The sequence below is a fragment of the Pseudoalteromonas sp. SCSIO 43210 genome (assembly GCF_054133285.1).
Genome location: NZ_CP087225.1, coordinates 2,835,121 through 2,860,839, shown reverse-complemented (window position 1 = coordinate 2,860,839; position 25,719 = coordinate 2,835,121). Strand labels below are relative to the sequence as shown.

The 25,719-nt window shown below is 37.6% G+C and carries 23 protein-coding genes; 17 read left to right on the top strand and 6 right to left on the bottom strand.

Annotation, left to right across the window (positions count from 1 at the left end; all coding sequences use genetic code 11):
- Positions 1 to 132 precede the first annotated feature (132 nt).
- Positions 133 to 732 (bottom strand): peptide-methionine (S)-S-oxide reductase MsrA, encoded by a 600-nt coding sequence (gene msrA / locus LOS73_RS12255; RefSeq protein ID WP_007377177.1) that lies wholly within the window; start codon positions 730 to 732, stop codon positions 133 to 135.
- A gap of 281 nt (positions 733 to 1,013) precedes the next feature.
- Between msrA and LOS73_RS12250 the strand changes: the two genes are divergently transcribed.
- Positions 1,014 to 1,208, top strand: a complete 195-nt coding sequence (locus LOS73_RS12250; RefSeq protein ID WP_002962627.1) for a CPXCG motif-containing cysteine-rich protein — start codon at positions 1,014 to 1,016, stop codon at positions 1,206 to 1,208.
- Between the two features lie 58 nt (positions 1,209 to 1,266).
- Here LOS73_RS12250 and LOS73_RS12245 read toward each other — a convergent pair whose 3' ends face one another.
- Positions 1,267 to 1,467 (bottom strand): hypothetical protein, encoded by a 201-nt coding sequence (locus LOS73_RS12245; RefSeq protein WP_002962626.1) that lies wholly within the window; start codon positions 1,465 to 1,467, stop codon positions 1,267 to 1,269.
- A gap of 105 nt (positions 1,468 to 1,572) precedes the next feature.
- Here LOS73_RS12245 and LOS73_RS12240 point away from each other — a divergent pair, with 105 nt between their 5' ends.
- From LOS73_RS12240 to LOS73_RS12230, 3 genes are all read left to right on the top strand, one after another.
- Positions 1,573 to 2,055, top strand: a complete 483-nt coding sequence (locus tag LOS73_RS12240; RefSeq protein WP_457933745.1) for a GNAT family N-acetyltransferase — start codon at positions 1,573 to 1,575, stop codon at positions 2,053 to 2,055.
- Positions 2,056 to 2,217: 162 nt separating this feature from the next.
- Positions 2,218 to 2,829, top strand: coding sequence for a MarC family protein (locus LOS73_RS12235; protein ID WP_033029579.1), 612 nt, complete (start codon positions 2,218 to 2,220; stop codon positions 2,827 to 2,829).
- Positions 2,830 to 2,859: 30 nt separating this feature from the next.
- A complete protein-coding gene (locus LOS73_RS12230; protein WP_457933743.1) occupies positions 2,860 to 3,750 on the top strand; it encodes an alpha/beta hydrolase in 891 nt (296 codons plus the stop codon).
- A 766-nt stretch (positions 3,751 to 4,516) separates the two neighbouring features.
- Here LOS73_RS12230 and LOS73_RS12225 read toward each other — a convergent pair.
- The gene (locus LOS73_RS12225; RefSeq protein ID WP_457933742.1) at positions 4,517 to 5,725 is read right to left on the bottom strand and encodes a porin; all 1,209 of its coding nucleotides are present in this window, start codon (positions 5,723 to 5,725) and stop codon (positions 4,517 to 4,519) included.
- Positions 5,726 to 6,353: 628 nt separating this feature from the next.
- Between LOS73_RS12225 and LOS73_RS12220 the strand changes: the two genes are divergently transcribed.
- The 5 genes from LOS73_RS12220 to LOS73_RS12200 all read left to right on the top strand — a co-directional run bounded on the left by LOS73_RS12220 (position 6,354) and on the right by LOS73_RS12200 (position 13,635).
- Positions 6,354 to 7,943: an ABC-F family ATPase gene (locus LOS73_RS12220; protein ID WP_096794111.1), complete on the top strand. Its 1,590-nt coding sequence runs from the start codon at positions 6,354 to 6,356 to the stop codon at positions 7,941 to 7,943.
- A 151-nt stretch (positions 7,944 to 8,094) separates the two neighbouring features.
- Positions 8,095 to 8,577: a 5-(carboxyamino)imidazole ribonucleotide mutase gene (gene purE, locus LOS73_RS12215; RefSeq protein WP_002962540.1), complete on the top strand. Its 483-nt coding sequence runs from the start codon at positions 8,095 to 8,097 to the stop codon at positions 8,575 to 8,577.
- Positions 8,578 to 8,579: 2 nt separating this feature from the next.
- On the top strand, positions 8,580 to 9,731 hold the full coding sequence (locus tag LOS73_RS12210; protein ID WP_149605294.1) for a 5-(carboxyamino)imidazole ribonucleotide synthase: 1,152 nt from the start codon (positions 8,580 to 8,582) through the stop codon (positions 9,729 to 9,731).
- A 112-nt stretch (positions 9,732 to 9,843) separates the two neighbouring features.
- On the top strand, positions 9,844 to 11,007 hold the full coding sequence (locus LOS73_RS12205) for an endonuclease/exonuclease/phosphatase family protein (protein WP_342865992.1): 1,164 nt from the start codon (positions 9,844 to 9,846) through the stop codon (positions 11,005 to 11,007).
- A 123-nt stretch (positions 11,008 to 11,130) separates the two neighbouring features.
- Positions 11,131 to 13,635 (top strand): S9 family peptidase, encoded by a 2,505-nt coding sequence (locus LOS73_RS12200; protein ID WP_457933741.1) that lies wholly within the window; start codon positions 11,131 to 11,133, stop codon positions 13,633 to 13,635.
- Between the two features lie 88 nt (positions 13,636 to 13,723).
- Here LOS73_RS12200 and rrtA read toward each other — a convergent pair whose 3' ends face one another.
- On the bottom strand, positions 13,724 to 14,353 hold the full coding sequence (gene rrtA / locus LOS73_RS12195) for a rhombosortase (RefSeq protein WP_149605291.1): 630 nt from the start codon (positions 14,351 to 14,353) through the stop codon (positions 13,724 to 13,726).
- A 64-nt stretch (positions 14,354 to 14,417) separates the two neighbouring features.
- Here rrtA and ggt point away from each other — a divergent pair, with 64 nt between their 5' ends.
- The 3 genes from ggt to LOS73_RS12180 all read left to right on the top strand — a co-directional run bounded on the left by ggt (position 14,418) and on the right by LOS73_RS12180 (position 18,906).
- Positions 14,418 to 16,190: a gamma-glutamyltransferase gene (gene ggt / locus LOS73_RS12190; protein ID WP_342865990.1), complete on the top strand. Its 1,773-nt coding sequence runs from the start codon at positions 14,418 to 14,420 to the stop codon at positions 16,188 to 16,190.
- A 141-nt stretch (positions 16,191 to 16,331) separates the two neighbouring features.
- Entirely contained in the window at positions 16,332 to 18,026 is a 1,695-nt protein-coding gene (locus LOS73_RS12185) for an NAD-dependent malic enzyme (RefSeq protein ID WP_342865989.1), read from the top strand.
- A gap of 154 nt (positions 18,027 to 18,180) precedes the next feature.
- Positions 18,181 to 18,906 (top strand): SIMPL domain-containing protein, encoded by a 726-nt coding sequence (locus LOS73_RS12180; protein WP_007377161.1) that lies wholly within the window; start codon positions 18,181 to 18,183, stop codon positions 18,904 to 18,906.
- A 3-nt stretch (positions 18,907 to 18,909) separates the two neighbouring features.
- Here LOS73_RS12180 and LOS73_RS12175 read toward each other — a convergent pair whose 3' ends face one another.
- Positions 18,910 to 20,262, bottom strand: coding sequence for a DUF2254 domain-containing protein (locus LOS73_RS12175; protein ID WP_457933739.1), 1,353 nt, complete (start codon positions 20,260 to 20,262; stop codon positions 18,910 to 18,912).
- 152 nt (positions 20,263 to 20,414) lie between these two features.
- On the opposite strand from LOS73_RS12175, the gene LOS73_RS12170 reads away from it, so the two are divergent.
- The 5 genes from LOS73_RS12170 (at position 20,415) to LOS73_RS12150 (ending at position 24,183) form a co-directional block, all read left to right on the top strand.
- On the top strand, positions 20,415 to 20,786 hold the full coding sequence (locus tag LOS73_RS12170; protein ID WP_457933738.1) for an MAPEG family protein: 372 nt from the start codon (positions 20,415 to 20,417) through the stop codon (positions 20,784 to 20,786).
- Between the two features lie 14 nt (positions 20,787 to 20,800).
- A complete protein-coding gene (locus LOS73_RS12165) occupies positions 20,801 to 21,433 on the top strand; it encodes a sulfotransferase (protein WP_457933737.1) in 633 nt (210 codons plus the stop codon).
- Positions 21,434 to 21,481: 48 nt separating this feature from the next.
- On the top strand, positions 21,482 to 22,054 hold the full coding sequence (miaE, locus tag LOS73_RS12160) for a tRNA isopentenyl-2-thiomethyl-A-37 hydroxylase MiaE (protein ID WP_457933736.1): 573 nt from the start codon (positions 21,482 to 21,484) through the stop codon (positions 22,052 to 22,054).
- A gap of 398 nt (positions 22,055 to 22,452) precedes the next feature.
- Positions 22,453 to 22,899, top strand: coding sequence for a response regulator (locus tag LOS73_RS12155; RefSeq protein WP_007377156.1), 447 nt, complete (start codon positions 22,453 to 22,455; stop codon positions 22,897 to 22,899).
- A gap of 459 nt (positions 22,900 to 23,358) precedes the next feature.
- Positions 23,359 to 24,183 (top strand): alpha/beta fold hydrolase, encoded by an 825-nt coding sequence (locus LOS73_RS12150; protein ID WP_457933735.1) that lies wholly within the window; start codon positions 23,359 to 23,361, stop codon positions 24,181 to 24,183.
- Between the two features lie 421 nt (positions 24,184 to 24,604).
- On the opposite strand, the gene LOS73_RS12145 is transcribed toward LOS73_RS12150, so the two are convergent.
- On the bottom strand, positions 24,605 to 25,564 hold the full coding sequence (locus tag LOS73_RS12145; protein WP_002960874.1) for a sugar-binding transcriptional regulator: 960 nt from the start codon (positions 25,562 to 25,564) through the stop codon (positions 24,605 to 24,607).
- Between the last annotated feature and the right edge of the window lie 155 nt (positions 25,565 to 25,719).

Genomic DNA, 25,719 nt, shown 5'->3' with positions numbered 1-25,719 from the left:
CAGAATATACTATTTATTGATAATGAAGGTTTGTATACTTATTTGAAACAGAGAAAGCTAGTTTTGTAGATAAGTAAAAGGCTGCACAATATGCAGCCTTTTGTTGGTGTAATTTAAGTTGCTTAATAAATACTAGTGAGTTGCTCTGTCGCCCCAAATTTCTTCTAGGCGGCTGTCGCGACCACAACGCCAACGATAAGTGTTGTATCTGATTGGGTTGTTTTTGTAATAATCTTGATGAAAGCTTTCCCTACCTTTAATAGGGTAAAAGGTACTTGCGTTTAGTATAGGTGTAACCACAGTTTGATTAGGAAACTCGGCTACAACAGCTGCTTTTGTTTTTTCAGCTAATTTACGTTGTTCGTCGTTTTGTACAAATATAGCGCTTAAGTAACTAGGGCCTTTATCGCAAAATTGGCCTCTTGCATCAAAAGGATCAATATTTACCCAGTAATGATCAAGTATACCTTGATAGCTTACTATGGCCGGATCGTAAGTAATTTCTACGGCCTCGTAATGGCCTTTATGATTACCATTGTATGTCGGGTTTTTAAGTTTACCGCCAGTAAACCCCGAAATTACATCGGTTACACCTTCTAGCTTTTCAAAATCACTTTCCATACACCAAAAACAACCTCCAGCTAGAACGGCTTTTTCGGTTTTAGCTGCATGAGTAAATGTACTAAACAAAATAACGGCAGATGTTAATGCTAATGCGAGTGATTTTTTCATAAAATTATCCATCTGTACTGTGAGTTTATAAATACTTATAAAGTTAGACCCGCTAAGTGCTAATACAATTTCATTGTAGAGGGCTGGCCAACTTATCTATGGTGAAAAATATTGTGCTTTGACAAGTTTTATAGGGATAAGGCTAGCAACAAGATCACTATTTAAGTTAGTAGCATGGTTTAATTGGGTTAGCCAAGTATGCGTTATTTAATGGGGTGTTGAATTATGTTTACGTGTTCATTAAAGTGACAACATTCGTGATATAAATTAGCAGGTGATAAATGAACCAGTTAACAGAAACTTCAATAAGCTGCCCTTATTGTGGAGAAAGTATAGAAGTATTACTTGATGCAGCAGATATTGATGAGCAATACATAGAAGACTGCCAAGTATGCTGTAAGCCTATTTCGTTTGTGGTATTTGAAAATGATGACGAACTAAACGTTAATGTTTACAGCGAAGACGATGCATTTTAACTCGTTAATTAGATAGTAGGCTGCAAAATTGCAGCCTTTTTACTGTGTATGTGTATGGTTAGCTATTTTGCTCACGCGCTAATTGGTTAGGGAGAAGTTCTTCTACTATTTCGCGTGCTGGAAGTGTATAGCGTGTGCCGTCAAACATTACTGAGGTAAACTCGTTAATATTAGTAATGCCTGTTAAGGTCCAGCCTTCGCCGCGCTTTGGGCAATATACTGTGGTAGTGGGTTGTATTACTTTAAAATCGTCACTCATTACGTTATCCACTCTTTTTGCTTAAAGATAATGCTTGTTAATGGGGTATGGTAAGTTAATAATGCGTGCCCATAAAGAGCTAATTTAACTAACCACTTAAATAAAATGTTTAATACCACAAAGCTTGAACGCGTTACGCTGCGTTTAATTACCCACAAACACGCTGCGTGTTTATTTAATATTTTAAACCACCCGGATGTGTCAGAATTTAACGACTACGAAACACCGCTTAGCAAAACACAAATCAAACAATTAATACAAGATGATATTAGTGCCTACTACGAAAGCGAAGTGATTAGAGTCGCAATTGAACATAATACATCAGGGAAGTTAATGGGTACTTGTGGGCTTTATAATTTAACGCCGTGTAAAAGTAGTGCCTTTATAGGGTTTGAGCTGCACCCCGACTTTTGGGATAAAGGCATAATGTTTGAAGTAGTGAGCGGTTTTATTGAAACCCTAGTTAAGGATATTGCGCTTAAACATTTGTCGGCTGAGGTGAGTGCACACAATGCACGTTCCCATAATTTACTTATTAAGTTAGGTTTTAGCTTAAGAGAAAATTCTATTTGGCATAAATCACTTTAACTCAAGACGGCAATTATAAGTGCTTACCTTTTTTCAATCCTCAATCCTTAAAGCTCAGTAAATAAAATACAAAAAATAGCGGCTTTCTATTATAGTTAAGCGTAAGCAAATGAATTTGTTACCCGTGTTTTATTAAACATTTACGCTTAACAAGGATTTTATATGCTAGAAAAACTCTCTCAAGATGCGCTTGTAATTTGGGCGACCATTGACCCAATAGGCACTATGGCGCTGTTTGCTGCGCTTACTTCTCATTTAACTGATCAACAACGCCGTAAAACTGCATTTAAAACGGTACTTTATGCCGGGGGCGTATTATTGGGTTCTATTTTAATAGGGCAACTAATACTTAATGCGATGGGAATTAGGTTGGTGTCGTTTCAGTTAGGGGGCGGAATTATATTGTTTTTGTTTGGCCTGCAAATGATTTTTGGAAACGATTCTAACAAAGCCAAACAAGACCCCGATCACGATATAGCCGTGTTTCCGCTTGCTATACCTGCAACGGCGACTCCTGGCGCTATTTTGGCGGTAATACTACTTACCGATAACCACATACACCCAATTACTACTCAAATAGGCACAGCGCTTGTTACACTTGGTGTGTTGGGTATTACCTTAATACTGTTGCTGCTTTCGGGTAAAATTATTAAGCTAATTGGTACTGGCGGCGCGTCTATTTTAACGCGTGTGATGGGGATGATTTTAGCCGCGTTTTCGGTTGAGCTTATTATGACCGCGCTGGAAATAAAGCAATGGGTTAAGCTCGATTAAATAACTCCTAAACATTGAAAGGAATGCCGTATGGCAATAAAAATAACAAAACACTCTTTTATTAATTTAAGTTTAGCCGTAGTCATTTTTGCTATTGGTATTTTAGCTATACGTTATTATAACCATTATGTATCGGCCTATACAGATGTAACAATTAACTCAAGCGTGCTTAATGAGTCGCGCAAAGTGTTTATAAGATTGCCCGCTAATTACAATCCTAAAAAAGCGTATCCGTTAATTATTAAAACCGATGGTAACTTTAATTTAGATACATGGGATAAAGCACTTACAAAACAAGCTAAGAGCGAAAAAGGGGATAAGGCTATATTGGTGTCTATTCCTAATTTGTTTTTTACAGATACACGTAATCGCGATTTAGTGCCCCCTTATGCTCGCCAAGATGTAAATACACAAGCGCGTCCAGAGCATGAAACACTTATTGAACCAAATGGTGAAGCCGACAAGTTTTTAGCGTTTATTGAAACTGAGTTACTCCCTTATTTATCAGCAAAATATAAGCTTAGTAATAACCGTGTATTAAGTGGTTTTTCGGCAGGTGGTAGCTTTGTGCTTTATACACTGCATACAAAGCCTGAATTGTTTAATGGCTATTTTGCTTTTAGCCCAGCGGCTTGGTATGACGATATGACCGTAGTTAATAATTTAGAAGCGTTTTTAAGTGCTCAAGATAACAAAGTTAAATCGTCTACTTATTTATATCTTTCGGTGGGTGGGGCAGAGCATCCGTTAATGTTAAAAGCGTTTAGTAATTTAGAGACTGCTTTAACAGCCAACCCTAATAATAACCTTGTGTGGCAAAGCGCTGTAAATGAAGGTGCTGAGCACTCAGATAATCCACCACTTAGTGTAGCTAAGGCATTAGCTGGTATAGTACGTTTATTAAAAAGTAGGTTAGATTGATTTAAAACGTTAACTGTATGCATATACAGTTAACGCTGTTCTGTGTATTTAGAATGCTTAATTAGCTTTATAGTACTTTACTTAGTTTAATATTATCAACGGCTTACAAAATTAAGCTGATTTAAATTATTTTTGTCAGGAAATACGCGAACTGTGTTTATATACAGTGCATGACTGTTGAGTTAGAATGCAGTCAGTACCTATGAGCATATACACATCTATTTGTTACTGCTTTTAATCAGCCTTTCGCCTTTGTGATCAGCAATAAGCAGTGTAAGTACTTTGCAAGTTCAATATAGTTTCAGCATCTTTTTATACTCTTAATGCAGTTAATATAAGTTGGCTGGTGGCTTTATAGTAAAAGAACACATCATACTAAGTATTATTTTAACTCTAAACTTAGCAATAAAGTTAAATTATAAAAAGTAATCAAAGAAGTAGTCAAAATAATAAAGCCTGCGGTAACTACATCCACTAAAAATATAAATGCCGAGTGTGGACTATGAGTGATTAATTAAAGTTTTCTTCGCTCATTGTAATGAGCAGCAAAACGGTAAACGTAAAAAATAGGGGCATCGTGAATGGTGCTATTACAAATTAAAAATCTGATAGCAATGCGGCTGTTAATGTATTTGTTGAAATAGCCTTAAATGCAAAATTCAGTATTGAAAAAAGTATGGCTGAATAAAAAAAGCCCAGTTAAAAAAGTTAAAAGGGCTAAAAGGGTTGTGCTTAGGGAAGTTATAGTCTTTTTTTAAACTTATATTTAAAACTTATATCTAAATCCAAATGCTATACCGTCATCTTCCGACTGCTCCATTTGTGCTTGTTGATCGTCGTTATCGCTTTCAAAGTCGCTAAAGTCTTTACGCGCTTCTACGTAGGCAATAGTGTCTTCGTCAATTAAGTAGTGAAGGCCAATAACAGCAAACTGACGTTTAAATATATCGTCTGGGTCGGCGTTAAAGTTTGGCTGAATTACGTAATCATCACCGGCATCAAACACGTTGTAGGCAATAAAAGGGCGAAAATCGTTATCAAAGCGGTATGATGCAAATGTTTCTACACCGATTGCGTCTTTAATTAAGCGACCAATGTTATCTGTGTCGTGGTTTTTGTTTTTATTTACGTTGGCTGCAACGTATAGGCCGGGCTCATCAATGTTGCCCCACATAATACCTGCACCATAAATTAAATCTTCAACATTACGAGTAGAACCATCGCCAAACGTTAAATCAAACTCACCACGGTTAACACCTGCTGTAAGTGTTAGCATGTTAGTTGGGGTATAAGTTACAGACGCACCAAATGTGTAATTAAATTCAACTTCTTGGGCTGCACTATCGCCAGAGTTCCATAGCGCTTCACATTCTTCTTCTGAAATGTCGGTTACGTCACAGGTATAGAATTCGCTGTTCTTAAGCTGCGCTTGTACTGCAAAACTAAAATCGTTATAGCGATTGCGGTACTGCACTAATTTATCTCCACGGCCAGTGCCATTAACAGCGCCATCGTCTTTGTTATAGGTGTAAACACCAGCCGCATTACCATCCCATACAAAGCTATTATTTGTGCCGTAAACCACGTCATACCATGCACCCCATTGTTTACCAATAGTTAGTTGCCCGTACTTTTCGTGCGAAAGGCCTGCGTAACCTAAACGGTTATACAAAAACTCGTCCTGAATAGACTCAAAACGATTGTTATAAATAATATCACTGCTGCCAACAGGGTTTACACCCCATTCCACGAGTGCAAGGGCAGTCCAGTCTTTCTTAAGCTTTCGGGTAAATCCAAAGTTGATGCGCGAAGTACCGTTAACAACTTCGGTTTCGTTTTGTGTATTAATTACACGTACATCAAGATATCCACCCACTTCAACAGTGTTTTTATCATCTTTGTATAACTCTACTGCCGAAACAGCGGGTGCGAATACAATACTTGCGCTAATAAGTGTTGCTAATTTTTTGCTCATCTTGTGTGTTGCCCTGTGTAAATTGGTCAGTTTTTTACGTAGGTAAAAATTCAGATTCAAAGGTTAACAAAGCAATAAACAGCTCAAAAGTGAAAAATACTCACTAAAATTAAGCGTTAAACTTAATAGATATTCACTAAAGGTTAATTTTGTTTTTCAAGTGTTGCTGAGGTTTGTTTTTTTAGTTGTTTTGTAGGGAAAAAGGATTGGTAATAAGTGGTGTGTTAAAATTATAATTTGAATTAATTTCATCTTGGTTAAAAAATATTAACTAGTGCAAAAGCTCTAAAATCGCTTTATTTTCATAAATATAACTTTTTATTCTTATAGGTTGCAGCAAAATGAGTTAAGTAAACACACAAACACGTTAAAAGTGCTTTTACTCTAATCTGTATAACTATTTCTAACCCCTCATGCCTGTTTATAAAAAATAATTTTTGGATTTTAATTTGCATAAAAATTAACGAAACCATTAAATCTAATCCGTTATTTTAGCTACCAACTACATAGTCATAATAAATGGCTAAAACGTAGTGGTCTGCCTTTAAACTTTCATAGAAAAACAGGCCATTTTGGTTTAAACTGCGCGCAATTTAAATACATCATTACTCCTTTGGAGGGTAGCGCTATTATTAGTACAGCTAATGTCACCATGCAATTTGGTGCTAAACCATTATTTGAAAATATCTCAGCAAAATTTGGCGATGGTAACCGTTACGGTTTAATCGGTGCAAATGGTTGTGGTAAATCAACATTTATGAAGATTCTAAGTGGTGAGCTCGAAGCGTCTTCAGGTAATGTAAGTACTGATCCAAATGAACGTGTTGCTAAACTAAACCAAGACCAGTTTGCCTACGAAGAATACTCAGTAATTGATACTGTGATCATGGGTCACAAAGAGCTGTGGAAAATAAAACAAGAACGTGACCGTATTTACTCTTTACCAGAAATGAGTGAAGAAGACGGTATGAAAGTAGCCGATCTTGAAACTGAGTTTGCTGAAATGGATGGTTACTCTGCTGAATCTAAAGCAGGCGAGCTTCTGTTAGGCGTAGGTATTGGCACTGACCAACATTTTGGCCCTATGTCAGAAATTGCACCTGGTTTTAAACTTCGCGTGCTACTTGCACAGGTGTTGTTTTCAGACCCAGATATAATGCTACTTGATGAGCCTACCAATAACTTGGATATTTACACCATCAAGTGGTTAGAAGACGTGTTAAACCAACGCGACTGTACCATGATAATCATCTCGCATGACCGTCACTTTTTAAACTCTGTGTGTACTCACATGGCCGATATTGACTACGGTGAGCTACGGATTTACTCAGGTAACTACGACGAATACATGTTTGCAGCAACGCAAGCACGTGAGCAGCTACTTAGCGAAAACGCGAAAAAGAAAAACCAAATTGCTGAACTTCAACAGTTTGTTTCTCGCTTCTCTGCTAACGCATCTAAAGCTAAGCAGGCAACATCGCGTGCTAAACGTATCGACAAAATCCAATTAGACGAAGTTAAAGCATCTTCACGCCAAACGCCGTTTATTCGTTTTGATCAAGAAAAGCAGTTATTCAGAAACGCACTTGAAATGACAAACTTAACACAAGGTTTTGACGACAATACGTTGTTTTCTGGACTTGAAGGTTTAGTAGAAGTTGGCGAACGTATTGCTATTATTGGTGAAAATGGTGTTGGTAAAACAACATTACTTAATACATTAGCAGGGCGCTTAGCACCTAAAGCTGGTGAGTTTAAGTTTTCTGAAAACGCGAATATTGGTTACTACGCGCAAGATCACGCTGATGAGTTTGCAACCGACATGAACTTGTTTCAGTGGATGGAGCAATGGCAACAAGAAGGCGACGACGAGCAAGTGGTTCGTAGCTTCTTAGGCCGTATGTTATTCTCTCAAAACGATATTAAAAAATCAGTTAAAGTAATTTCAGGTGGTGAGCAAGGCCGCATGTTGTTTGGTAAAATTATGATGCATAAACCAAACATATTGCTAATGGATGAGCCAACCAACCACATGGATATGGAATCTATTGAAGCGCTTAACTTAGCCCTTGAAGCTTATGAAGGTACATTGATGTTTGTCTCGCACGACCGTCAGTTTGTATCATCGGTTGCGACCCGAATTTGGGAAGTTAAAGACGGTAAAGTTATCGACTTTAGAGGCAACTACGCAGAATACCTAGCGAGTAAAGAAGCTTAATTAGCTATTTACCCGTTAACTCTAAAAAGCCATGTTTAAACATGGCTTTTTTTGTTTTTGTGAGTCGCAATTAAACTTGGTTTGGGTATAATACCCGCCTAAAACCGGACATAAGTCCGCTATTTTTAAAATACATTACTGAGGAGTATTTATGACTGTTGGCATTATTATGGGTTCTAAATCAGATTGGCCAACCATGGAACATGCAGCACTTATGCTAGAGCATTTTGGTATTAAGTACGAAACCAAAGTCGTGTCTGCACACCGCACTCCTCAATTACTTGCTGATTACGCAAGTTCAGCCGCAGAACGTGGTATTAAAGTTATTATTGCTGGCGCTGGCGGCGCAGCGCATTTACCAGGTATGGCAGCTGCTTTTACGTCGCTTCCTGTACTTGGCGTGCCTGTAAAATCAAAAGCATTAAATGGTGTTGATTCACTTTTATCTATTTGCCAAATGCCTAAAGGCGTTGCAGTAGGTACGCTAGCAATTGGTGAGCCGGGCGCAGCAAACGCGGGGTTATTAGCTGCACAAATTTTAGGATGTCAAAATCCAGAAATTTTTGCAAAAATTGAAGCGTTTCGTAAAGCGCAAACCGACACTATATTAGCTAATCCAAACCCTGCAGAGTAATAATGAATATTTTAATATTAGGTGCAGGGCAACTTGCACGTATGATGAGCCTTGCCGGCGCGCCGCTTAATTTAAACGTTGTGGCGTACGATGTAGGCAGCAAGCAAATTAAGCACCCACTAACAGGCGATGTTTATAGCACGTCGCTTGAGCAAGCTATATCAAACGCTGATGCCATTACTGCCGAGTTTGAGCATATTCCTGATGACGTACTAACACTTTGCTGTAACAGCAATAAGTTTTACCCAGGTAAAGCTGCAATTAAAACCGGTGGCGATCGCTCGCTTGAAAAAGCATTGCTTGATAAAACAAACGTAACTTGTGCGCCGTACCAATTAATTACTGAAAAAGCGCATTTAGAGCTTGCCGTTAAAACCCTAGGTAAACCACTTGTAATTAAAACATGCCAAGCGGGTTACGATGGAAAAGGCCAATGGCGTTTAAAATCGGATGATCAAATAGACGAAATTTGGTCACAAATGGCTGATTTTATTGCATCAGGCACGCAGCTTGCGCCACATACGATAATTGCTGAAAAAATGATCCCGTTTGATCGTGAAGTATCTATTATTGGTGCGCGCGACAAACACGGTAATGTTGCTATTTATCCGCTAACAGAAAACGAGCACACCAATGGTGTATTGACGCTCTCTATTGCCGGTAAAAATAATCAAAATGTTGAAGCTCAAGCAAACAATGCATTTACAAAAATAGCAAACGAGCTTAACTACGTTGGCGTATTGGCTATAGAGTTTTTTGATGTTCAAGGCACATTACTCGTTAACGAAATTGCACCGCGCGTACATAACTCTGGCCACTGGACGCAACAAGGTTGCCATTGCTCCCAGTTTGAAAACCACATGCGTGCTGTTGCAGGTTTACCGCTTGGTAATACAGAACTTAAACACGTTACAGCAATGATTAATGTATTAGGACAATCAAGTATACCGAGTGAAATTTTACATATAGCGAATGTTACAAGTCATTGGTACGGAAAAACAGCAAAGCCAGGGCGTAAAATGGGCCATATAAATGTATCGGCTACAAATATAAATGAACTCGCCGATAAGCTTGGCGAACTTTCAGAATACCTACCTGAACAAGAGTACCCTGGTATTTTAAAAGCAGCTGCCAATTTAGTACTCAGTGAATAGTTATCATACCTTTATATAAATACCGGCTTAAGCCGGTATTTTTTTGTCATAAAAATGGGCTTTGAATATGTAATACTGTTAAAGTCTAATTTTAAATTTGTGAAGTAAAACAATGAAACTAAAAACAATATCTGGCGTGCTAGCCATTACTGCATTATTTAGCTTAAATACATTTGCATCAGACTCTCTTCGTGTTGCTACTTTTAATGTAAGTATGGATGCAACTAATCACACACCTAAAGGCGAGCAAGTTAAAAGTGATGCCTTAGTTAACTCACTTAAAGCAAACCACCAGCAAATTAAGAACATAGCGGAAATTATTCAGCGTGTTCGCCCTGATATTATTTTACTTAACGAATTTGATTACATCCCAAAAGAGCAGGGCATTGAATACTTTAATAAACATTATTTAAATGTAGGTCAGCAAAAACAAGCCGCTATTAACTATCCTTACTCTTATATAGCCCCAGTTAATACAGGCCTAGCCACCGAGTTTGATTTAGATAATGATGGCAAAAAAAATGGCGTGATGGGCGATGCACAAGGCTTTGGCTTTTTTGAAGGGCATTATGGTATGGCTATTTTGTCAAAATACCCAATCGATTTTGATAAAGTAAGAACCCTTCAAACTTTTAAATATAAAGACATGCCAAATGCTCAAATGCCTGTAATGCCTAAAACAGGCGAAAACTGGTATAACGCACAAGAATGGCAAGCGTTAAGACTCAGCTCTAAATCGTTTTGGGATTTACCTATTAGCGTAAACGATAAAACCATTCATGTTATTGCATCTCACCCAACACCGCCTGTATTTGACGGTGAAGAGGACAGAAACGGCAAACGTAACCACGATGAAGTAAGGTTAATAGCCGATTACGTTTCAAATGCTAAGTATATTTACGACGATAAAGGCGAAAAAGGCGGTTTAAAAGCTCGCTCTCGTTTTGTTATTTTAGGCGATTTAAACGCAGCCCCAGAGGGCGATAAAGCCCGTACAAATACCACCGACCAATTACTTAAAAACCCATTAATAAATGCTCACTTTGTTCCAAAAAGTGAAGGTGCTAAAGAGCAGTATGATGTGCCTTATGCACAAAATTACAGTGCTAATTGGCAAGCCCGTGTTGATTACGTTTTACCGTCAAACTATGGTTTAAAAATTAAGGACGGTGGGGTGTTTTGGCCAACTAAAACCAGTAATGAATACCGTTTAATTAAAGACAGAAACGCATCAAGCGATCATCGACTGGTGTGGCTTGATTTAGTAATTGAATAACGTCTATTACAATTAGTAAACTGAGCTTTACCCTGTTTAATGGCTATTTATCTTAAATAATTGCAATAACTTGAGTGCTTCTGCTTAAATACGGCCTAATTATAATAACCGTATAGAAGCACTATGATTTTTAATTTTTCTTCATCTAAAACATTAGTGGCCTTAGCCGTTGCCTCAAGTATCATGCTTGCAGGTTGTAGCGCTACCGCTAACACCTCTTCAACACAGCAAAGTGCTTTACCAGCAACCAAGGTTGCTGCGGTTGTAAACACACCAGCCGATATCGGCTCACAAAAAATAACGCTAGAACAAGCAATGGCCGATCCCGATTGGATGGGTAATCAGCCAGAGAGCGCTTATTGGGCAAGCGATTCAGCTACTATTATTTATGCTCAAAAAGAGCAAGGTAATACATTACGCAATTTATTTAGCCAATCTGTTAACAGCCAAACAGCAGAGCAGGTAGCACTTAATAAACTTCATACTGTGGGTTCAAATAAAGCTGTTTATTCTAAAAATAAAACAATGGCGGCCTACACGTTTAAAGGCAATGTATTTGTTAAAAACCTAAAAACAGGTGAACTTAAACAAATTACAGCGACATCAACAAGTGAGTCTAAACCACAATTTTTAAACAATGGTGATTTAGTTTACCGCCAAGGTAATGTGTTTTTTAAAGTTGATTTAAAAACAGGCTTAACCAATGAACTTGCTAACTTAAAACTTACTGATAAGCCTAAAGGGATTGAAGAGCCAAGCACGTATATTGCTAAAGAGCAGCATAAACTGATTAAATTTGTGGCGCTTCAACAAAAAAATAAAAAAGATAAGCAAGCACGCAATGAGCAAATTAATGAACAAAATGATTCAATTGCTAACACGGCTTACTACTTAGGTAACGGTAATAAAGTTGCAGAGGCACAGCTTTCGCCAAATGGTGATGCGTTATTAGTCGTAGTTAAAGAAAAAACTGATTGGCGCGCAGATGGCGATATTATGCCAAATTACATCACTAATGACGCAACTATTGAGCCTAAAAAAGCACGCCGCCGTGTTGCAGATGCTAAAGAAGAAACCTCACAGCTTGTCTACATCAATTTAACTAACAAAGAGCAAACATCACTTAGCTTTAATACCTTACCAGGTTTTGATGAAGATGTTTTAGCCGCAGTTAAAAAAGAAAATTATGCACGTGATGGTAAAACATATAAGTCTAAAAAGGCGCCTCGTGGCATTAACCTTATTATGGACTGGGGTTTTGAGCAAAGCCCAATAGTATGGAACGACGACGGCTCACAAGTGGCTGTCATGCTTGAAGCGTGGGACAACAAAGATCGCTGGCTTGCGAACGTTGATTTTGAAAACAACAAACTTGTGTCGCAACACCGCCTACATGACGATGCATGGATTGCTTACGCATTTAACGACTTTGGTTGGTTACATAACTCAAACACGCTTTATTACCTTTCAGAAGAATCTGGTTACAGCCAGCTTTATAAAAAGCCAGTCAATGGTAGTGCAACTGCGCTTACACAAGGCCAATTTGAGGTTTCTAACTTAACACTTACCAGCGACGACAGCGCAATTTATTACAAAGCGAATGTTGAACACCCAGGCCTGTACGAAATTTACCGTGTTAACCCACAAACAGGTAAGAGTGAGCAAGTTACTGATTTAAACGGCATGACTGACTACACGTTAAGCCCAGATGAAACCAAGTTACTCCTTAAGCACTCTACTATTACGATGCCTAATGAGCTTTATGTAGCAGACGCACAAGCCAATGCAAAAGCAACGCGCTTAACGCACACAGTGTCGGATGAGTTTTTAGCTAAAAAACTAACTGCACCTAAAATTGTTGCCGTGCCATCGAGCCATACTGAACAACCTATATACGCAAAAGTATACTACCCAGCTGATTACGTTGAAGGTGAAGTAGGTAAAAATCGCAAAGCGGTTATTTTTAACCACGGCGCGGGTTACTTGCAAAACTCACATATGGGGTTTTCGGTTTATTTTCGTGAATTTATGTTTCATTCATTGCTCGCTGATGAAGGTTATATAGTAATGGATATGGATTACCGCGCATCTAAAGGCTACGGGCGTGATTGGCGTACTGCGATTTATCGTCAAATGGGCACACCTGAAACACAAGATTTAGCCGATGGCGTTAAATGGATGGCGCAAAATGTCAACGTTGATACCAAAGCAGTCGGTACTTATGGTGGCTCTTATGGCGGCTTTATGACCTTTATGGCATTGTTTACTGCGCCTGAGTTATTTCAATCAGGTGCAGCACTACGCCCTGTTACCGATTGGGCACATTACAACACGGGTTACACGGCTAATATACTAAACCATCCTGATGTTGACCCGATTGCGTATGAGCGCAGCTCGCCAATTTATTACGCTGAGGGTTTAAACAAGCGTTTACTCATTAATGCCCCCATGGTTGACGATAATGTGTTTTTTCAAGACTCAGTGCGTTTAGTACAGCGCTTAATAGAGCTTGAAAAACAAAACTTTGAAACAGCTATATTTCCTGTTGAACCACATGGTTTTGTACAGCCTTCAAGTTGGTTAGACGAATACCGCCGTATTTATAAGTTATTTAAAGAAACGCTTTAATTTTTACGCTTAAATTGTAAAAACAAAAACGCCGCATTGGTTGACTAAACTAATGCGGCGTTTTTATTGGATTGAACAAAATCTAACTTTATTTTTTATTTTTAAAGTTCTTTTTAAAGAGCTCTATAATCAGTGGTATGGCAAGCAGAGTCCCGCCAATAACACCAATTAAATGTGCATCAATAGCTACAGTTGAGTTAATAAGCTTTCCTATATCAGCATTAGGGCCGCTAAATTGCTCAAACGCTATTTTAATCCATACGCCTATAAATAATAAATACCCCGACTTAAGCCCTACAGTTATATCTTTAACTGCCCCCCAAATAATTACGCCATGCAGCAGAGCACTTAATCCGGTATAAATATGTATGCTTGGGCAAAACCAATACACGCCAAGTCCACACCACAGTGCCAGCGCACTTATATTAACGGCGTAACGAGTAGGTGATGTGTATTCGCCATGCAGTAACCAAATTAATAAAACACCACTGGCATTTAATCCCATATGAGCCCAATTAGCATGAACAAATTGGCTAGAAAAAATTCGCCACAGTTCGCCTTGATTAATTAGCTCTCGGTTAAATTCAAGTAAATTATTTAAATCAAATGCAGCAAAAATGGTACTAAAAAGCAGCAGAATAATAGGCGGTAATATATAACGAGGTTGAATAGGTAAATTAAGCATTTTATTGTAATTTTTTAGTATAAATTTTTGCATATTGTGCCCGTTTAACTTTAAGATGCCAATTACCTTATCGTTATTAAGTGTTTTTAGACTTTTTATGCATTTTAAACTTAACTCATTATTTGCTATTGGACTGTGCGCAATAACATTGCCTTCTTTTGCACAGCAACCGATAGAAACTCGCGAACCAGAAGCAGCAACGGGCCTTAGTCACAAGCAAGTTGTGGTAGGTGACAAGTACATGGTTGCAGCGGCAAATCCGTATGCTTCAAGAGCCGGTCAACAAATTTTAGCCCAAGGCGGCAGTGCCGTTGACGCTGCAATAGCAACTCAACTAGTGCTTACTTTAGTTGAACCGCAATCCTCTGGTATTGGCGGTGGTACATTTATGATGTATTACAACAAAGCTAACAATAAATTGACTAGTTTTGATGGCCGCGAAACCGCACCTGCAAATGCAGATGAAACGCTGTTTTTAGATAAACACGGTAAAGCCGTTAAATGGATTGAAGCCGTTGTAGGCGGACGCTCTGTTGGTGTACCCGGTATTTTGCATGCCTTTGCAAGTGCGCATAAACAATACGGTATATTGCCATGGGAAGCGCTTTTTAAACCCGCTATTGAACTTGCTGAGCAAGGCTTTGTAGTTTCGCCGCGTTTACATGGCTTATTAGCCCGCCAGTTAAACCCCGGTGTAATGAGCATGCCGATAATCAACGAATACTTTTACCCAAATGGTAAACTGATTGAAGCGGGCACAATTAAAAAGAATCAACCGCTTGCAGATTTATACAAAGACATTGCAAAGCAAGGCATTGATGCATTTTACAAAGGCGAAAACGCTAAACAAATGGTTAATGCTGTACAGCGCTCTAAAATTGCCCCAGGCAAATTAAGCGTACAAGACTTAGCAGATTACAAAAGCAAAGAACGCGATGCGGTATGTATACAATACCGTGCCTATAACGTGTGTTCTATGGCGCCACCAAGCAGTGGCGGTGTTGCGGTACTGCAAATGCTAGGCTTACTTGAACATAAAGATATGAGCGCACTTAAGCCAAACGGCGAAAAGGCGATTCATTACTTTAGCCAAGCTTCGCGCATAGCATTTGCCGATCGCGATATGTACATGGGCGATCCCGATTTCACCCAAGTACCTACAAAAGAGCTACTAAACAAAGATTACATTGCCTCGCGCGCTAAATTAATTACAGAAACAGATCAAAAAGCCATAGCTGGTAATCCTGTAGGGTACTTAAGTTATGCAATGGATGATTCATACGAATTACCTTCTACCTCACACGTATCTGTTGTAGATAGTAAAGGCAATGCCGTTTCGATGACCAGTTCAATTGAAATGGCGTTTGGCTCTACGGTTATGGTTAATGGTTTTATTTTAAATAACCAACTAACTGACTTTTCGCTTTCGCCACGTAAAAACGGCAAGCTTGTAGCAAACCGTGTAGAGGCTGGTAAACGCCCGCGTAGCTCTATGTCACCAGTAATGGTATTTAACAAAGATGGCAGCTTACGTTTAGTTGTGGGTTCTCCTGGTGGTAGTCGCATTATTGATTATGTTGCGCAAGTGGTTGTTGGCGTTATTGACTGGAACTTATCAGCGCAAGACGCTATAAACTTACCACGTACAACAAATCGTAACGATTACACCAGCCTTGAAAAAGGCACAACGCTTGAAGCTATTGCACCTTTGCTTGCTAAACGCGGACACAATGTACGTGTTCTCGATTTGAACTCAGGCTTACATGCCGTTGAAATTAAAAATAACAAATTGTATGGCGGCGCCGATCCGCGCCGTGAAGGTGTTGCATTATCTGATTTAACTGATAATCACGTCACTATCAAATTTTAATTTATGTATAATACAGTTGCAGGCAGTGCGGCTTGCAAGTGTTTTTCTCAATGGTCTGACCAACTTAATTGTCATTGCAATTAAACTTCTAACAATGATAATGACAGATCATAACTTAAGACTCCGTTAAAGCTTGGAAATATGACAACAAATACTGATCCTAACTACTTATATATTCATCATTCTGGCCCTGGCCTAATTGAAACGCCGCTATTAAACAAAGGCAGTGCCTTTAGTAAAAAAGAACGCGAAAATTTCAATCTTGCTGGTTTACTTCCTCCACGCTTTGAAACAATTGAAGAGCAAGTGGAGCGTTGTTATCAGCAGTATTCTAGCTTTACCGAAAATTTGAATAAGCACATTTACCTGCGTGCAATCCAAGATAACAACGAAACACTGTACTACCGTTTAGTGCGTGACCATCTTGAAGAGATGATGCCTATTATTTACACGCCTACAGTTGGCGACGCTTGTGAAAAGTTTTCAGACATTTATCGCAGTGCACGTGGCTTATTTATTTCGTACGAAGACCGTTTTCAAATTGATGACATTTTACGCAACGCTACCAAAGGTAAAGTAAAAGTTATTGTTGTTACCGATGGCGAACGTATTTTAGGCCTAGGCGATCAGGGTATTGGTGGCATGGGTATCCCAATTGGTAAATTGTCACTTTACACAGCGTGTGGTGGTATAAGCCCAGCATACACATTACCTGTAATGCTTGATGTAGGTACTAATAACGAAAAGCTTTTGAACGATCCTATGTATATGGGCGCACGCCATAAGCGTATTGCTCAAGACGAATACGATGAGTTTTTAGATTTATTCATTAAAGCGGTTAAACGTCGCTGGCCAAATGTATTGCTGCAGTTTGAGGATTTTGCACAGCCAAATGCAATGCCATTACTTAAGCGCTACCGCAATGAAATTTGTAGCTTTAATGATGATATTCAAGGTACGGCGGCTGTAACGGTTGGTTCTTTACTTGCTGCGTGTCGCGTTAAAAATTCAACACTGAGCCAGCAAAAAGTGGTATTTGTTGGTGCTGGTTCTGCTGGTTGTGGTATTGCTGAGCAAATTATTAGCCAAATGGTTTTTGAAGGCATTACAGAAGCACAAGCGCGTAGCCAAGTATTTATGGTTGACCGTTTTGGCTTGCTTAGTGAAGGTATGGAAGGCTTACGCGACTTCCAACAAGTACTTGCACAACCTAAAGGCTCGTTAAGTGATTGGACTTACAGCGGTGAATACGCATCACTTCTTGATGTGATGCACTGTGCAGAACCTGATATTTTAATTGGTGTTTCAGGCCAACCAGGTTTATTTACCGAGCAGGTAATTCGTGCAATGCACGCAGGTTGTGAGCAACCTATTATTTTCCCATTGAGTAACCCATCTAAGCAGGTAGAAGCATACCCAGAAGATGTAATTAAATGGACTGATGGTAAAGCGCTTGTTGCAACCGGTAGCCCATTTGCACCCGTTGAGTACAATGGCGAAACGTTCCCAATTCCACAATGTAACAACAGTTATATATTCCCAGGTATTGGCTTAGGGGTTATTGCCGCTAAAGCAACGCGTATTACGGATGCAATGTTAAGTGTGTCTAGTGAAATGCTTGCAGAGTCGTCGCCGCGTGCCAATACAGGTAAAGGTAGTTTGTTACCTGCGCTTACTGAAATTGAAACGCTAAGTAAACGTATTGCATTTGCTATTGCTAAAAAAGCGATTGAAGAAGGTGTTGCACTTGAGATCACTGATGATGCTTTATGGGCCGCAATAGACAAAAATTACTGGTTACCAAAATACCGTAACTATAAGCGTTGTAGTGTTTAATTAGGTTTATACATAATTAAAAATAAATAACGTTGTAGGCACAGTTACAATGCTTAACAAAAAACAGGCAAATGCCTGTTTTTTTGTGCTTGTTCATATTTAATTAACCGCGTACGGTGTTTACTGGGTTTAACAAAATTAAAGGATCGACTTAATGAAAACTCTTACCCTTGTTTTAGGTAGCGCGCTGGCTTTAAATGTACTTAGCTTTGATGCACTTGCTGCAGCTACTCCAGATGCCCCTCATATTTACGTAAAGGGCGAAGCCACTCTTACCACAATGCCGGATTACGTACAGCTTAGTGTAGGTATTACCGAAGTTGATAAGGACTTAATTGCAGCTAAAAATAAAACCGATTTAACCATCGCTAAAGCAATTAAGCTCGTAAAAGAAGTAGGGGTTAGAGAAGGTGATATAAATGCTGGGCAAATTTCAATAAACCGTGATAGTCAATATAACCGCACAACCGGTAATCAAGACTTTAAAGGCTTCAAAGTTTCTCGCACATTAACAGTAAAACTCAGCGATATAAACAAATACCCAGAGTTACTACAAAGCTTAGTTAACAACGGAATTAACGAAATTAACCAAACGCAGTTTTTAGCAAGTAACTACAACGAACTACATAAAAAAGCGCAAAAATTAGCAATAAAAGATGCACGCGATGCAGCAAAAGAGTTTAGTGAAGATTATGGCGTTGATTTAAAAGGTTTGTATAGCGCATCACTAAGTCCACTCAATGTGCAATCACAGCCTTATATGCGTGCAGAAAAAGTAATGATGGCTGATAGCGCACCAAGTAATTATGTACCTGATGCCTACCATGCTGGAGAGATTAAAGTAACAGCTTCAAGCTACGCTGTTTACTACATAGATTAAACTTTATTTTTGGTGGTGCTCAAAACGTGCCACCAACTTCTCACCTTGCTCTTCGCTAATGCGGGCAATTGCATTGAGCATATTAGTTATTTCTCTCCTGTCGTATTCATTTGTGACATGTTCATTGATGTCATCAACAATCGCATTTAAATAATTAAACAAGCTGGTTCGTGCATCAGTGTCTTTGTGTGCAATAAACAAAATGTTTTTAAACGCCTCAAGCACGTTTGTCATTACGTATGCATCGCCTTTTGCGTAATTACGCAGTGGTGTAAAGTTGTCGTGTAATAATTCGTCAAAGCTTGTTTCATGAAGGTATAGCAATGGGGCATTGTCACTGTGCTTAAACGAGTAGTTAATATCGTTAATTGAAAGCCTTTGAATAAGTAAAATGCTCAGCATATCAATTGATTTAACCGCAGTACCTGGATCGTTTATGCCTGGGCTCATTGCTTTAACCGCAATTTCTGATATTTGCGTCAACCCATAACGATAATGATCGCTAATGTATTCTTCTATATAAAAAATAAAGCAGTTGAGAATTTTATTTATCAGCGCTTCATCGTTTGCTATATCTTTATTACATTTTAAAAACGGGTAACCTTTAACGGTAAAATAACCTTGGTTAACAGAGATATATACCTTTATATCTTGCTCTGCCAAAATAGCACACAGCTTATCGGTATGTACGCCTTTATAATATCCCTCTGTTTTACTGACAACAGAGTGCCACTTGCTAAAGTCTGGAAAGTCTTCAACGGGGTTATCTGATTGCCTTTGTATTATTGTTTTAATTTCGTTTTTAGTTTGGCTAAATAAGCCATTTAACACATTATCAACCTGAATAGCACGAGAGATTGAATGTATAAAAAATACAAATAAACCTAATGAAATCAAGCCAAAAATAAGTGCGAACAACACACCAATTGAAGGAATTGCCGTACTGCCACCATCAAGCTTATTAATATTTATAAGCATAATAATTGAGTAAATTATGCTGCCTAAATAAAAACCCAAAACCATTTGGTGTGATTTACGCGTAATAAGCCCTGGCACTACGCGAGGCGATAAACTCGCACTGGCCGAATTTAAAACAACCATTACCATCGAAAAACTAAACACGGTAAGCGAAATAATACTGCCTGCTAAAGTGCTTAAAATAGTACGCGCGTTTTCGGCGCTATCAACAAGTACAACCGATATAAACGATTTTAGCTGCTCAATAGGGGCTAAATATTCAACCGACATAGTTATAATGGCAAATACTAAAAAGCCCACTGAAAGCATAGAAGGGTAAAAGCCAATACTGTTAATCATTTCACGGTAACTGTCGGCTACTTTGCGAGGTACAAACATAAAATCCTTATGTAATTTTCTACTTACTTAATACCCTTAGCTTAGCATAGGCATTTATTAAACTTCTGATAATGCTGCTCAAATTTATATGTTATTATCACGCCCACAATAATAAAGCGCATGCTTATGCGATAAAATAACAGGAAAACGCCATGATCATTTCAACTTATGCTGCATTACTTGCATTGTTTTACATTTATTTGAGCTTTAACGTAATAAAAGTGCGCCGCGCGGAGCAGATATCACTTGGTGATAACGGTAACGCAACGCTGCAACGTGCTGTGCGTGCCCATGCTAACTTTATGGAGTACGTGCCAATTGCGTTAATTTTACTTTTTTTGGCAGAATACCAAGGGCTTGCTAGCCATTACTGTCATATATTAGGTGGTGCGTTATTAATAGGGCGTGTGTTTCAAAATTTGGGCATAGTAGAAAAAAGCCTGAAATATCGCCAAATTGGTACTATTGCAACATTTTTAGTGATTATTGTTAGCGCCTTTGTATTGCTAGTGACACGTGGCTAATTAAAGAAAAGTTAATGAGCAAAATATTTATAATAGGTTTACCGCGTACCGGCACAACCAGTGTGTGCCACGCATTTTTAGAGCTTGGTATTACAACGGCGCATACCGCGTATACTAATGCTTGCTTTGAAAATGCCAGCGCAATTGCCGACACTCCCATATTTAACGATTTTAAAGCGCTTGATATTCATTATCCAAACTCTAAGTTTATTTATTTAGAGCGCGAATTGAGTGCGTGGCTTGCATCAATAAAGCAGCTTTTAACGCGTATGCACACTAATTTAACGCGCGGCGACGGGGGCTTTAATATTCATATAAAACGCTGTTATTTAAACACATTTAGTGAGCTTTCGCTTAATAATATTAGCGACGATAGTTACTTAACTCACTGCTATAAAACACATTTTAATGACGCTCAAACGTACTTTAATAACCGCGACAACGATTTTTTATCCATTGATATAGCAAAACCAGAAAGCTACAAAAAGTTATGCAACTTTTTAGCATTAAAAAGTGATAAAACTGATTTTGAAAAAATGAATATGGGCGGTAAAGTCACCGCATGGAACGATATTAAACACCAGTTAAAAGTTGAATCTACGGCTAAAGGGCGCATAGATAAATTACTGCCTTACAAGATTTTTTAAATCAAATACGTTAAAATCCCCCGCATTATTATTTAAGTTGTACAGAACATGTTTGAATTAAAATATCACACCCCATTTGAATGGACCGAAGTTGTCCTTGATGACTTTAATACTTTTTTACAAGATCACGCCGCTGCAGAAAAAAAAGCATCGGGTATGGCTATGTCTATGCTTTCGCATTACCCAGACAAACGTAAATTAGTAAAAGCTATGACCGACTTAGCGCTAGAAGAATTAATACATTTTAAACAAGTACTTAAATTACTTTTAGAGCGTGATGTAAACTTAGGCGATGACAAAAAAGATCCGTATATAAAACAAATTCGTGCACTGTTTAGACATGGTCGTGATGGTTTTTTAATGGACCGATTACTGGTTGGCGGTGTAATTGAAGCAAGAGGGCACGAGCGTTTTTCTTTAGTTGCACAAGCACTTCCTGAGGGTAAAGAAAAAGACTTTTATGTTGCTATCGCTAAATCAGAAGAAAAGCATAAAAATCTTTTTGTTGAACTTGCTTACGAGTACTTCGAAAAAGAGGAAGTGGATATACGTTTAGAAGAATTGCTTATAGCTGAAGCAAAAATCTGTGAAAGCATCCCGTTCACGGCAGCACTGCATTAAAACTATTTTAGTTAAACTTTAAAACATAGATAATCAAGTCTGTGTTTTACTTCCTATACAGTAAAAACACCCGCCTTTCTGAACCTCACGGATAACAGCTTAATAAAATTAATTTTGCATCGCAATTTGCTAATCACAATTAAAAATCTTATTGAGCAGTAAATAAGTTACTAATTTTAAACATAAATTACTTGGGCCAATAATTGCTTTATATAAAGAACAGTGGTTATATATTATTAAGTAAATTCTTCAAGCTGCCGATATATACCTACATAGTAAGTAATTAATTTTATATAAGTTACAAACTCAAAAAATACTAGGAGTAAATTATCGCTGCCATTAAATATTTTAAATCATCAAGTAAAGAACCACTAGTATTAGCCAATAGAGTAATATCAATGTCATCAGAAAGTAATGTTAAAGAGTTTGTAAAACCAAAGCCAGCTAATAAGGCGATGCCGAATAACATTTCCTCCATAACACAAAGCCAAAATAAACTTATCAATGTATTGTTGGTAGATGACGATCTTTTAATTGAGATTGTTATAAAAAAAATGCTTGAAGATGAATGTTTTAACGTTGATTTTGCTTCAAGTGCGGCAGAAGCACTTATTATGGTTTCACAAAATAATTATGACATTATTTTAATGGATATAATTATGCCTGAATTTACGGGCACAGATGCGATGCTAAAAATAAGAAAGCACATTGATAAAACCACAACAAAAATTATTGCACATACTTTTAGTGAAAATAAATATATTAATTTAGGTTTTGATGGCCAATTATTAAAACCAGTTAAAAAAAATGTGCTTATTGAAAATATTAAATCCTTATTGGACTGATTTATAAAAAACAGTAGGGCGGTTCACTGTTTTTATCTATAGCTTACTAAAAACTTAAATTTTAATTTTCAAAGCGCTAATATTTATTTAGCGCTTTTGTGTATATTAAACCTTTAATTTATTTAAACTTGTAAAAATCCTTTAATAACAATAATTACTTCAAATTATTCCTTCAAAGTATTAGCAACTTCGCTTTTGTAATTGTTGCAAATATAAGAGCAAACGTTTCACACTTCTTAAAGTGGTTTAACAATCACAATTATCAAACTCTATAATAATAAAAACAAATAAACTTACTTAGCCTTAAGCCCAGGTATCGCAAGGGTTTGACTTTAAATTATTATAATTTTTTAATAACTAATAAATGCTCATCTTGGGATGGAATTTGCTTTATAAGGCTATATTCCAATTTTATAGTTTAATAAACATTATAATTTTTTAAATTAACGAGGCACAAGCATGAGCAAAACACAGTACGTTACAGTAGAAGGTCATCAAATTGCTTATCAAGAAATGGGACAAGGAACACCTTTATTATTGATACACGGAATACCAACCAATAAATTTTTATGGCGAAATGTGATGCCAAAACTTGCATCAAAATATCGAGTAATAGCGCCTGATTTACTAAACTTTGGTGAATCTGATATGCCAATTAACACCGATGTTTCTATAAATGCGCAATGTAGAATAATGTGTAAGTTTATGGAAGAACTCGGTATTTCTAAAGTTAATATTGCTGCACATGATATTGGTGGTGGTGTTGCTCAATTAATTGCTGTAAATCATCCGGAAAAAGTAAACGGGTTGGTTTTAATTGATAGTGTATGTTTTGATTCTTGGCCAATACCAAAATTTGAACCTTTGCTAGAACCAGGTGTGGAAGAAAAAGCAACGGTAGCCGAATTTGTGGATACATTAAGAGATTTCATGCCCAAAGGCGTTTATGACTCAAGCGTGATGACTGAAGAGTTGATGAAAATATACTTAACACCATGGAGTAATGAAAAAGGAAAAGCCGCTTTATTTAGTAACATGCGTAGGCTCAATAAAGAATATACCGAAGCTATTACAGGCGATCTTAAAAGCTTACCTCATGAAACACTCATAATATGGGGTAAAGAAGACAAGTTTCAAAAGCCAAAGTATGCACCAATGTTAGAAGAAGCAATTCCAAATTCGTCATTGGTTTGGATAGATAAAGCCGCACACTGGGTTATTGATGAACATCCAGATAAAGTGTCTGAGCTTATTAGTGAATTTATGAATGATAAAACATTCTAGTAAATTAGTAGGATAATTTAAAAGCCATTATTTTCAATGACTTAGATTTAATTAGGTAAGGTAGCTATTAGGTAATCATTGTTTATACCGCTTGATAATATTAATAACCAAGCGGTATTTTTATATGTTCAAGAAGCTAATACCGTAAATGGGTAAGGCACTAACTATTAAGATAAGTAGGTTAATGCTTATTAAACAGTCAAAATATCGCGTTTATACGTTAATTAATGAAGGTGAGTAATTTAGGTTTGTATTTATTTACCTTATTTAACATAATATAAATTATAGGTAGTTAATGTATACATAGAAAGAGCGCTTAAATGCGCCCTTGCTATGTCCAATACTAGACGGTATCGGACATTAAGTGGTTTTATTACAATAACAGGTATTACTAATACAGATACTTTATTTCTCAATTTGTTTAATCAATACTTAATAAACGCTCAGCTGTATATTCGTTAGTGATTAATCCACTGATCATGTTTGACCTTACTGCGCCCAAAATGGCTAACACTTTTTCTTCACCAGCAGCTATCGCATAAATCTGTTTGTTAGCATTTGTTTTTAATGGCGTACTTGCTACACGCTGATTAACTGTGCAATCTAAAAGCTTACCGTTTTTATCAAACACCCAACTAATCATTTCACCAACAGCACCAAGATCTTGTAGCTCTTTAAGTTCTTGCGCATCAATAAAACCATCTATATGTAATGGCGACTTTTCACCTAAGCTACCAATACCCACAAATGTTACATCGGCATCTTTAGCGAGTTTTAAATTACCGGTAATATTTTGTTGTGCGTGTAATTGTTCTTTTTCTTCAATGCTTCTTGGTAAAACTGGCAATGGCATTGGATAATGTTTTGCATTGGTGTGTTCGGCCATTCTTACTACAACATCATAAGGTGAAGCCGATCCATCCAAAGCCATATTACCTAGCATTGCTACAATTTTATGTTGCGGACAATCAACAGTTCTTAGCTCATCTACACATGAACGTAAAACTCGACCTGTTCCCATAGCAAGTACTTTGGGTTGTTCTGATTTTAAATGACGTTCTATTTCAGCCGCGCCAGCTTGAGCCAAACCTAGTGTAGATGAAGGTTCAGACGGATCACTCGGTACAACTTCACACGAATCTAACCCAAAACGGCTTTTTAATTTTTCGGCCAAATCCATACATTTGGCAATCGGGTGGTCAAGTCTAACTTTAATTAATCCTTGGCTCACAGATAATGCGACCATTCTTTGTGCAGATTGACGAGATATATTTAGCTTTTTAGCAATTTCATCTTGTGTGTTACCGCCAACATAATATAACCACCCTGCTCTGGCTGCATCATCTAGCTTTCTAATTTCTGTATTTGATAGCTTTACCACGTAAACCTCTTAAAATAGAAGGAAAACTAAGTCCTTATTTTCATTACATAATTTCAATTATATGTGCTGCTATATAAATTATTTTATTAATTTTGGAGTATCTATTTATTAATAACGTTTTTGTTATTTATAGTTGTAAATATACCATTCCTTAA

Excerpts from the sequence above, each read along its gene's own strand:
- msrA (WP_007377177.1), bottom strand. The coding sequence starts at position 732 with ATGAAAAAATCACTCGCATTAGCATTAACATCTGCCGTTATTTTGTTT.
- LOS73_RS12155 (WP_007377156.1), top strand. The coding sequence starts at position 22,453 with ATGTCATCAGAAAGTAATGTTAAAGAGTTTGTAAAACCAAAGCCAGCT.
- LOS73_RS12185 (WP_342865989.1), top strand. The coding sequence starts at position 16,332 with ATGACAACAAATACTGATCCTAACTACTTATATATTCATCATTCTGGC.
- LOS73_RS12245 (WP_002962626.1), bottom strand. The coding sequence starts at position 1,467 with ATGAGTGACGATTTTAAAGTAATACAACCCACTACCACAGTATATTGC.
- ggt (WP_342865990.1), top strand. The coding sequence starts at position 14,418 with ATGCATTTTAAACTTAACTCATTATTTGCTATTGGACTGTGCGCAATA.
- LOS73_RS12230 (WP_457933743.1), top strand. The coding sequence starts at position 2,860 with ATGGCAATAAAAATAACAAAACACTCTTTTATTAATTTAAGTTTAGCC.
- LOS73_RS12225 (WP_457933742.1), bottom strand. The coding sequence starts at position 5,725 with ATGAGCAAAAAATTAGCAACACTTATTAGCGCAAGTATTGTATTCGCA.
- miaE (WP_457933736.1), top strand. The coding sequence starts at position 21,482 with ATGTTTGAATTAAAATATCACACCCCATTTGAATGGACCGAAGTTGTC.
- LOS73_RS12240 (WP_457933745.1), top strand. The coding sequence starts at position 1,573 with ATGTTTAATACCACAAAGCTTGAACGCGTTACGCTGCGTTTAATTACC.
- LOS73_RS12200 (WP_457933741.1), top strand. The coding sequence starts at position 11,131 with ATGATTTTTAATTTTTCTTCATCTAAAACATTAGTGGCCTTAGCCGTT.
- LOS73_RS12165 (WP_457933737.1), top strand. The coding sequence starts at position 20,801 with ATGAGCAAAATATTTATAATAGGTTTACCGCGTACCGGCACAACCAGT.
- purE (WP_002962540.1), top strand. The coding sequence starts at position 8,095 with ATGACTGTTGGCATTATTATGGGTTCTAAATCAGATTGGCCAACCATG.
- rrtA (WP_149605291.1), bottom strand. The coding sequence starts at position 14,353 with ATGCAAAAATTTATACTAAAAAATTACAATAAAATGCTTAATTTACCT.
- LOS73_RS12235 (WP_033029579.1), top strand. The coding sequence starts at position 2,218 with ATGCTAGAAAAACTCTCTCAAGATGCGCTTGTAATTTGGGCGACCATT.
- LOS73_RS12250 (WP_002962627.1), top strand. The coding sequence starts at position 1,014 with ATGAACCAGTTAACAGAAACTTCAATAAGCTGCCCTTATTGTGGAGAA.
- LOS73_RS12175 (WP_457933739.1), bottom strand. The coding sequence starts at position 20,262 with ATGTTTGTACCTCGCAAAGTAGCCGACAGTTACCGTGAAATGATTAAC.
- LOS73_RS12180 (WP_007377161.1), top strand. The coding sequence starts at position 18,181 with ATGAAAACTCTTACCCTTGTTTTAGGTAGCGCGCTGGCTTTAAATGTA.
- LOS73_RS12210 (WP_149605294.1), top strand. The coding sequence starts at position 8,580 with ATGAATATTTTAATATTAGGTGCAGGGCAACTTGCACGTATGATGAGC.
- LOS73_RS12150 (WP_457933735.1), top strand. The coding sequence starts at position 23,359 with ATGAGCAAAACACAGTACGTTACAGTAGAAGGTCATCAAATTGCTTAT.
- LOS73_RS12205 (WP_342865992.1), top strand. The coding sequence starts at position 9,844 with ATGAAACTAAAAACAATATCTGGCGTGCTAGCCATTACTGCATTATTT.
- LOS73_RS12170 (WP_457933738.1), top strand. The coding sequence starts at position 20,415 with ATGATCATTTCAACTTATGCTGCATTACTTGCATTGTTTTACATTTAT.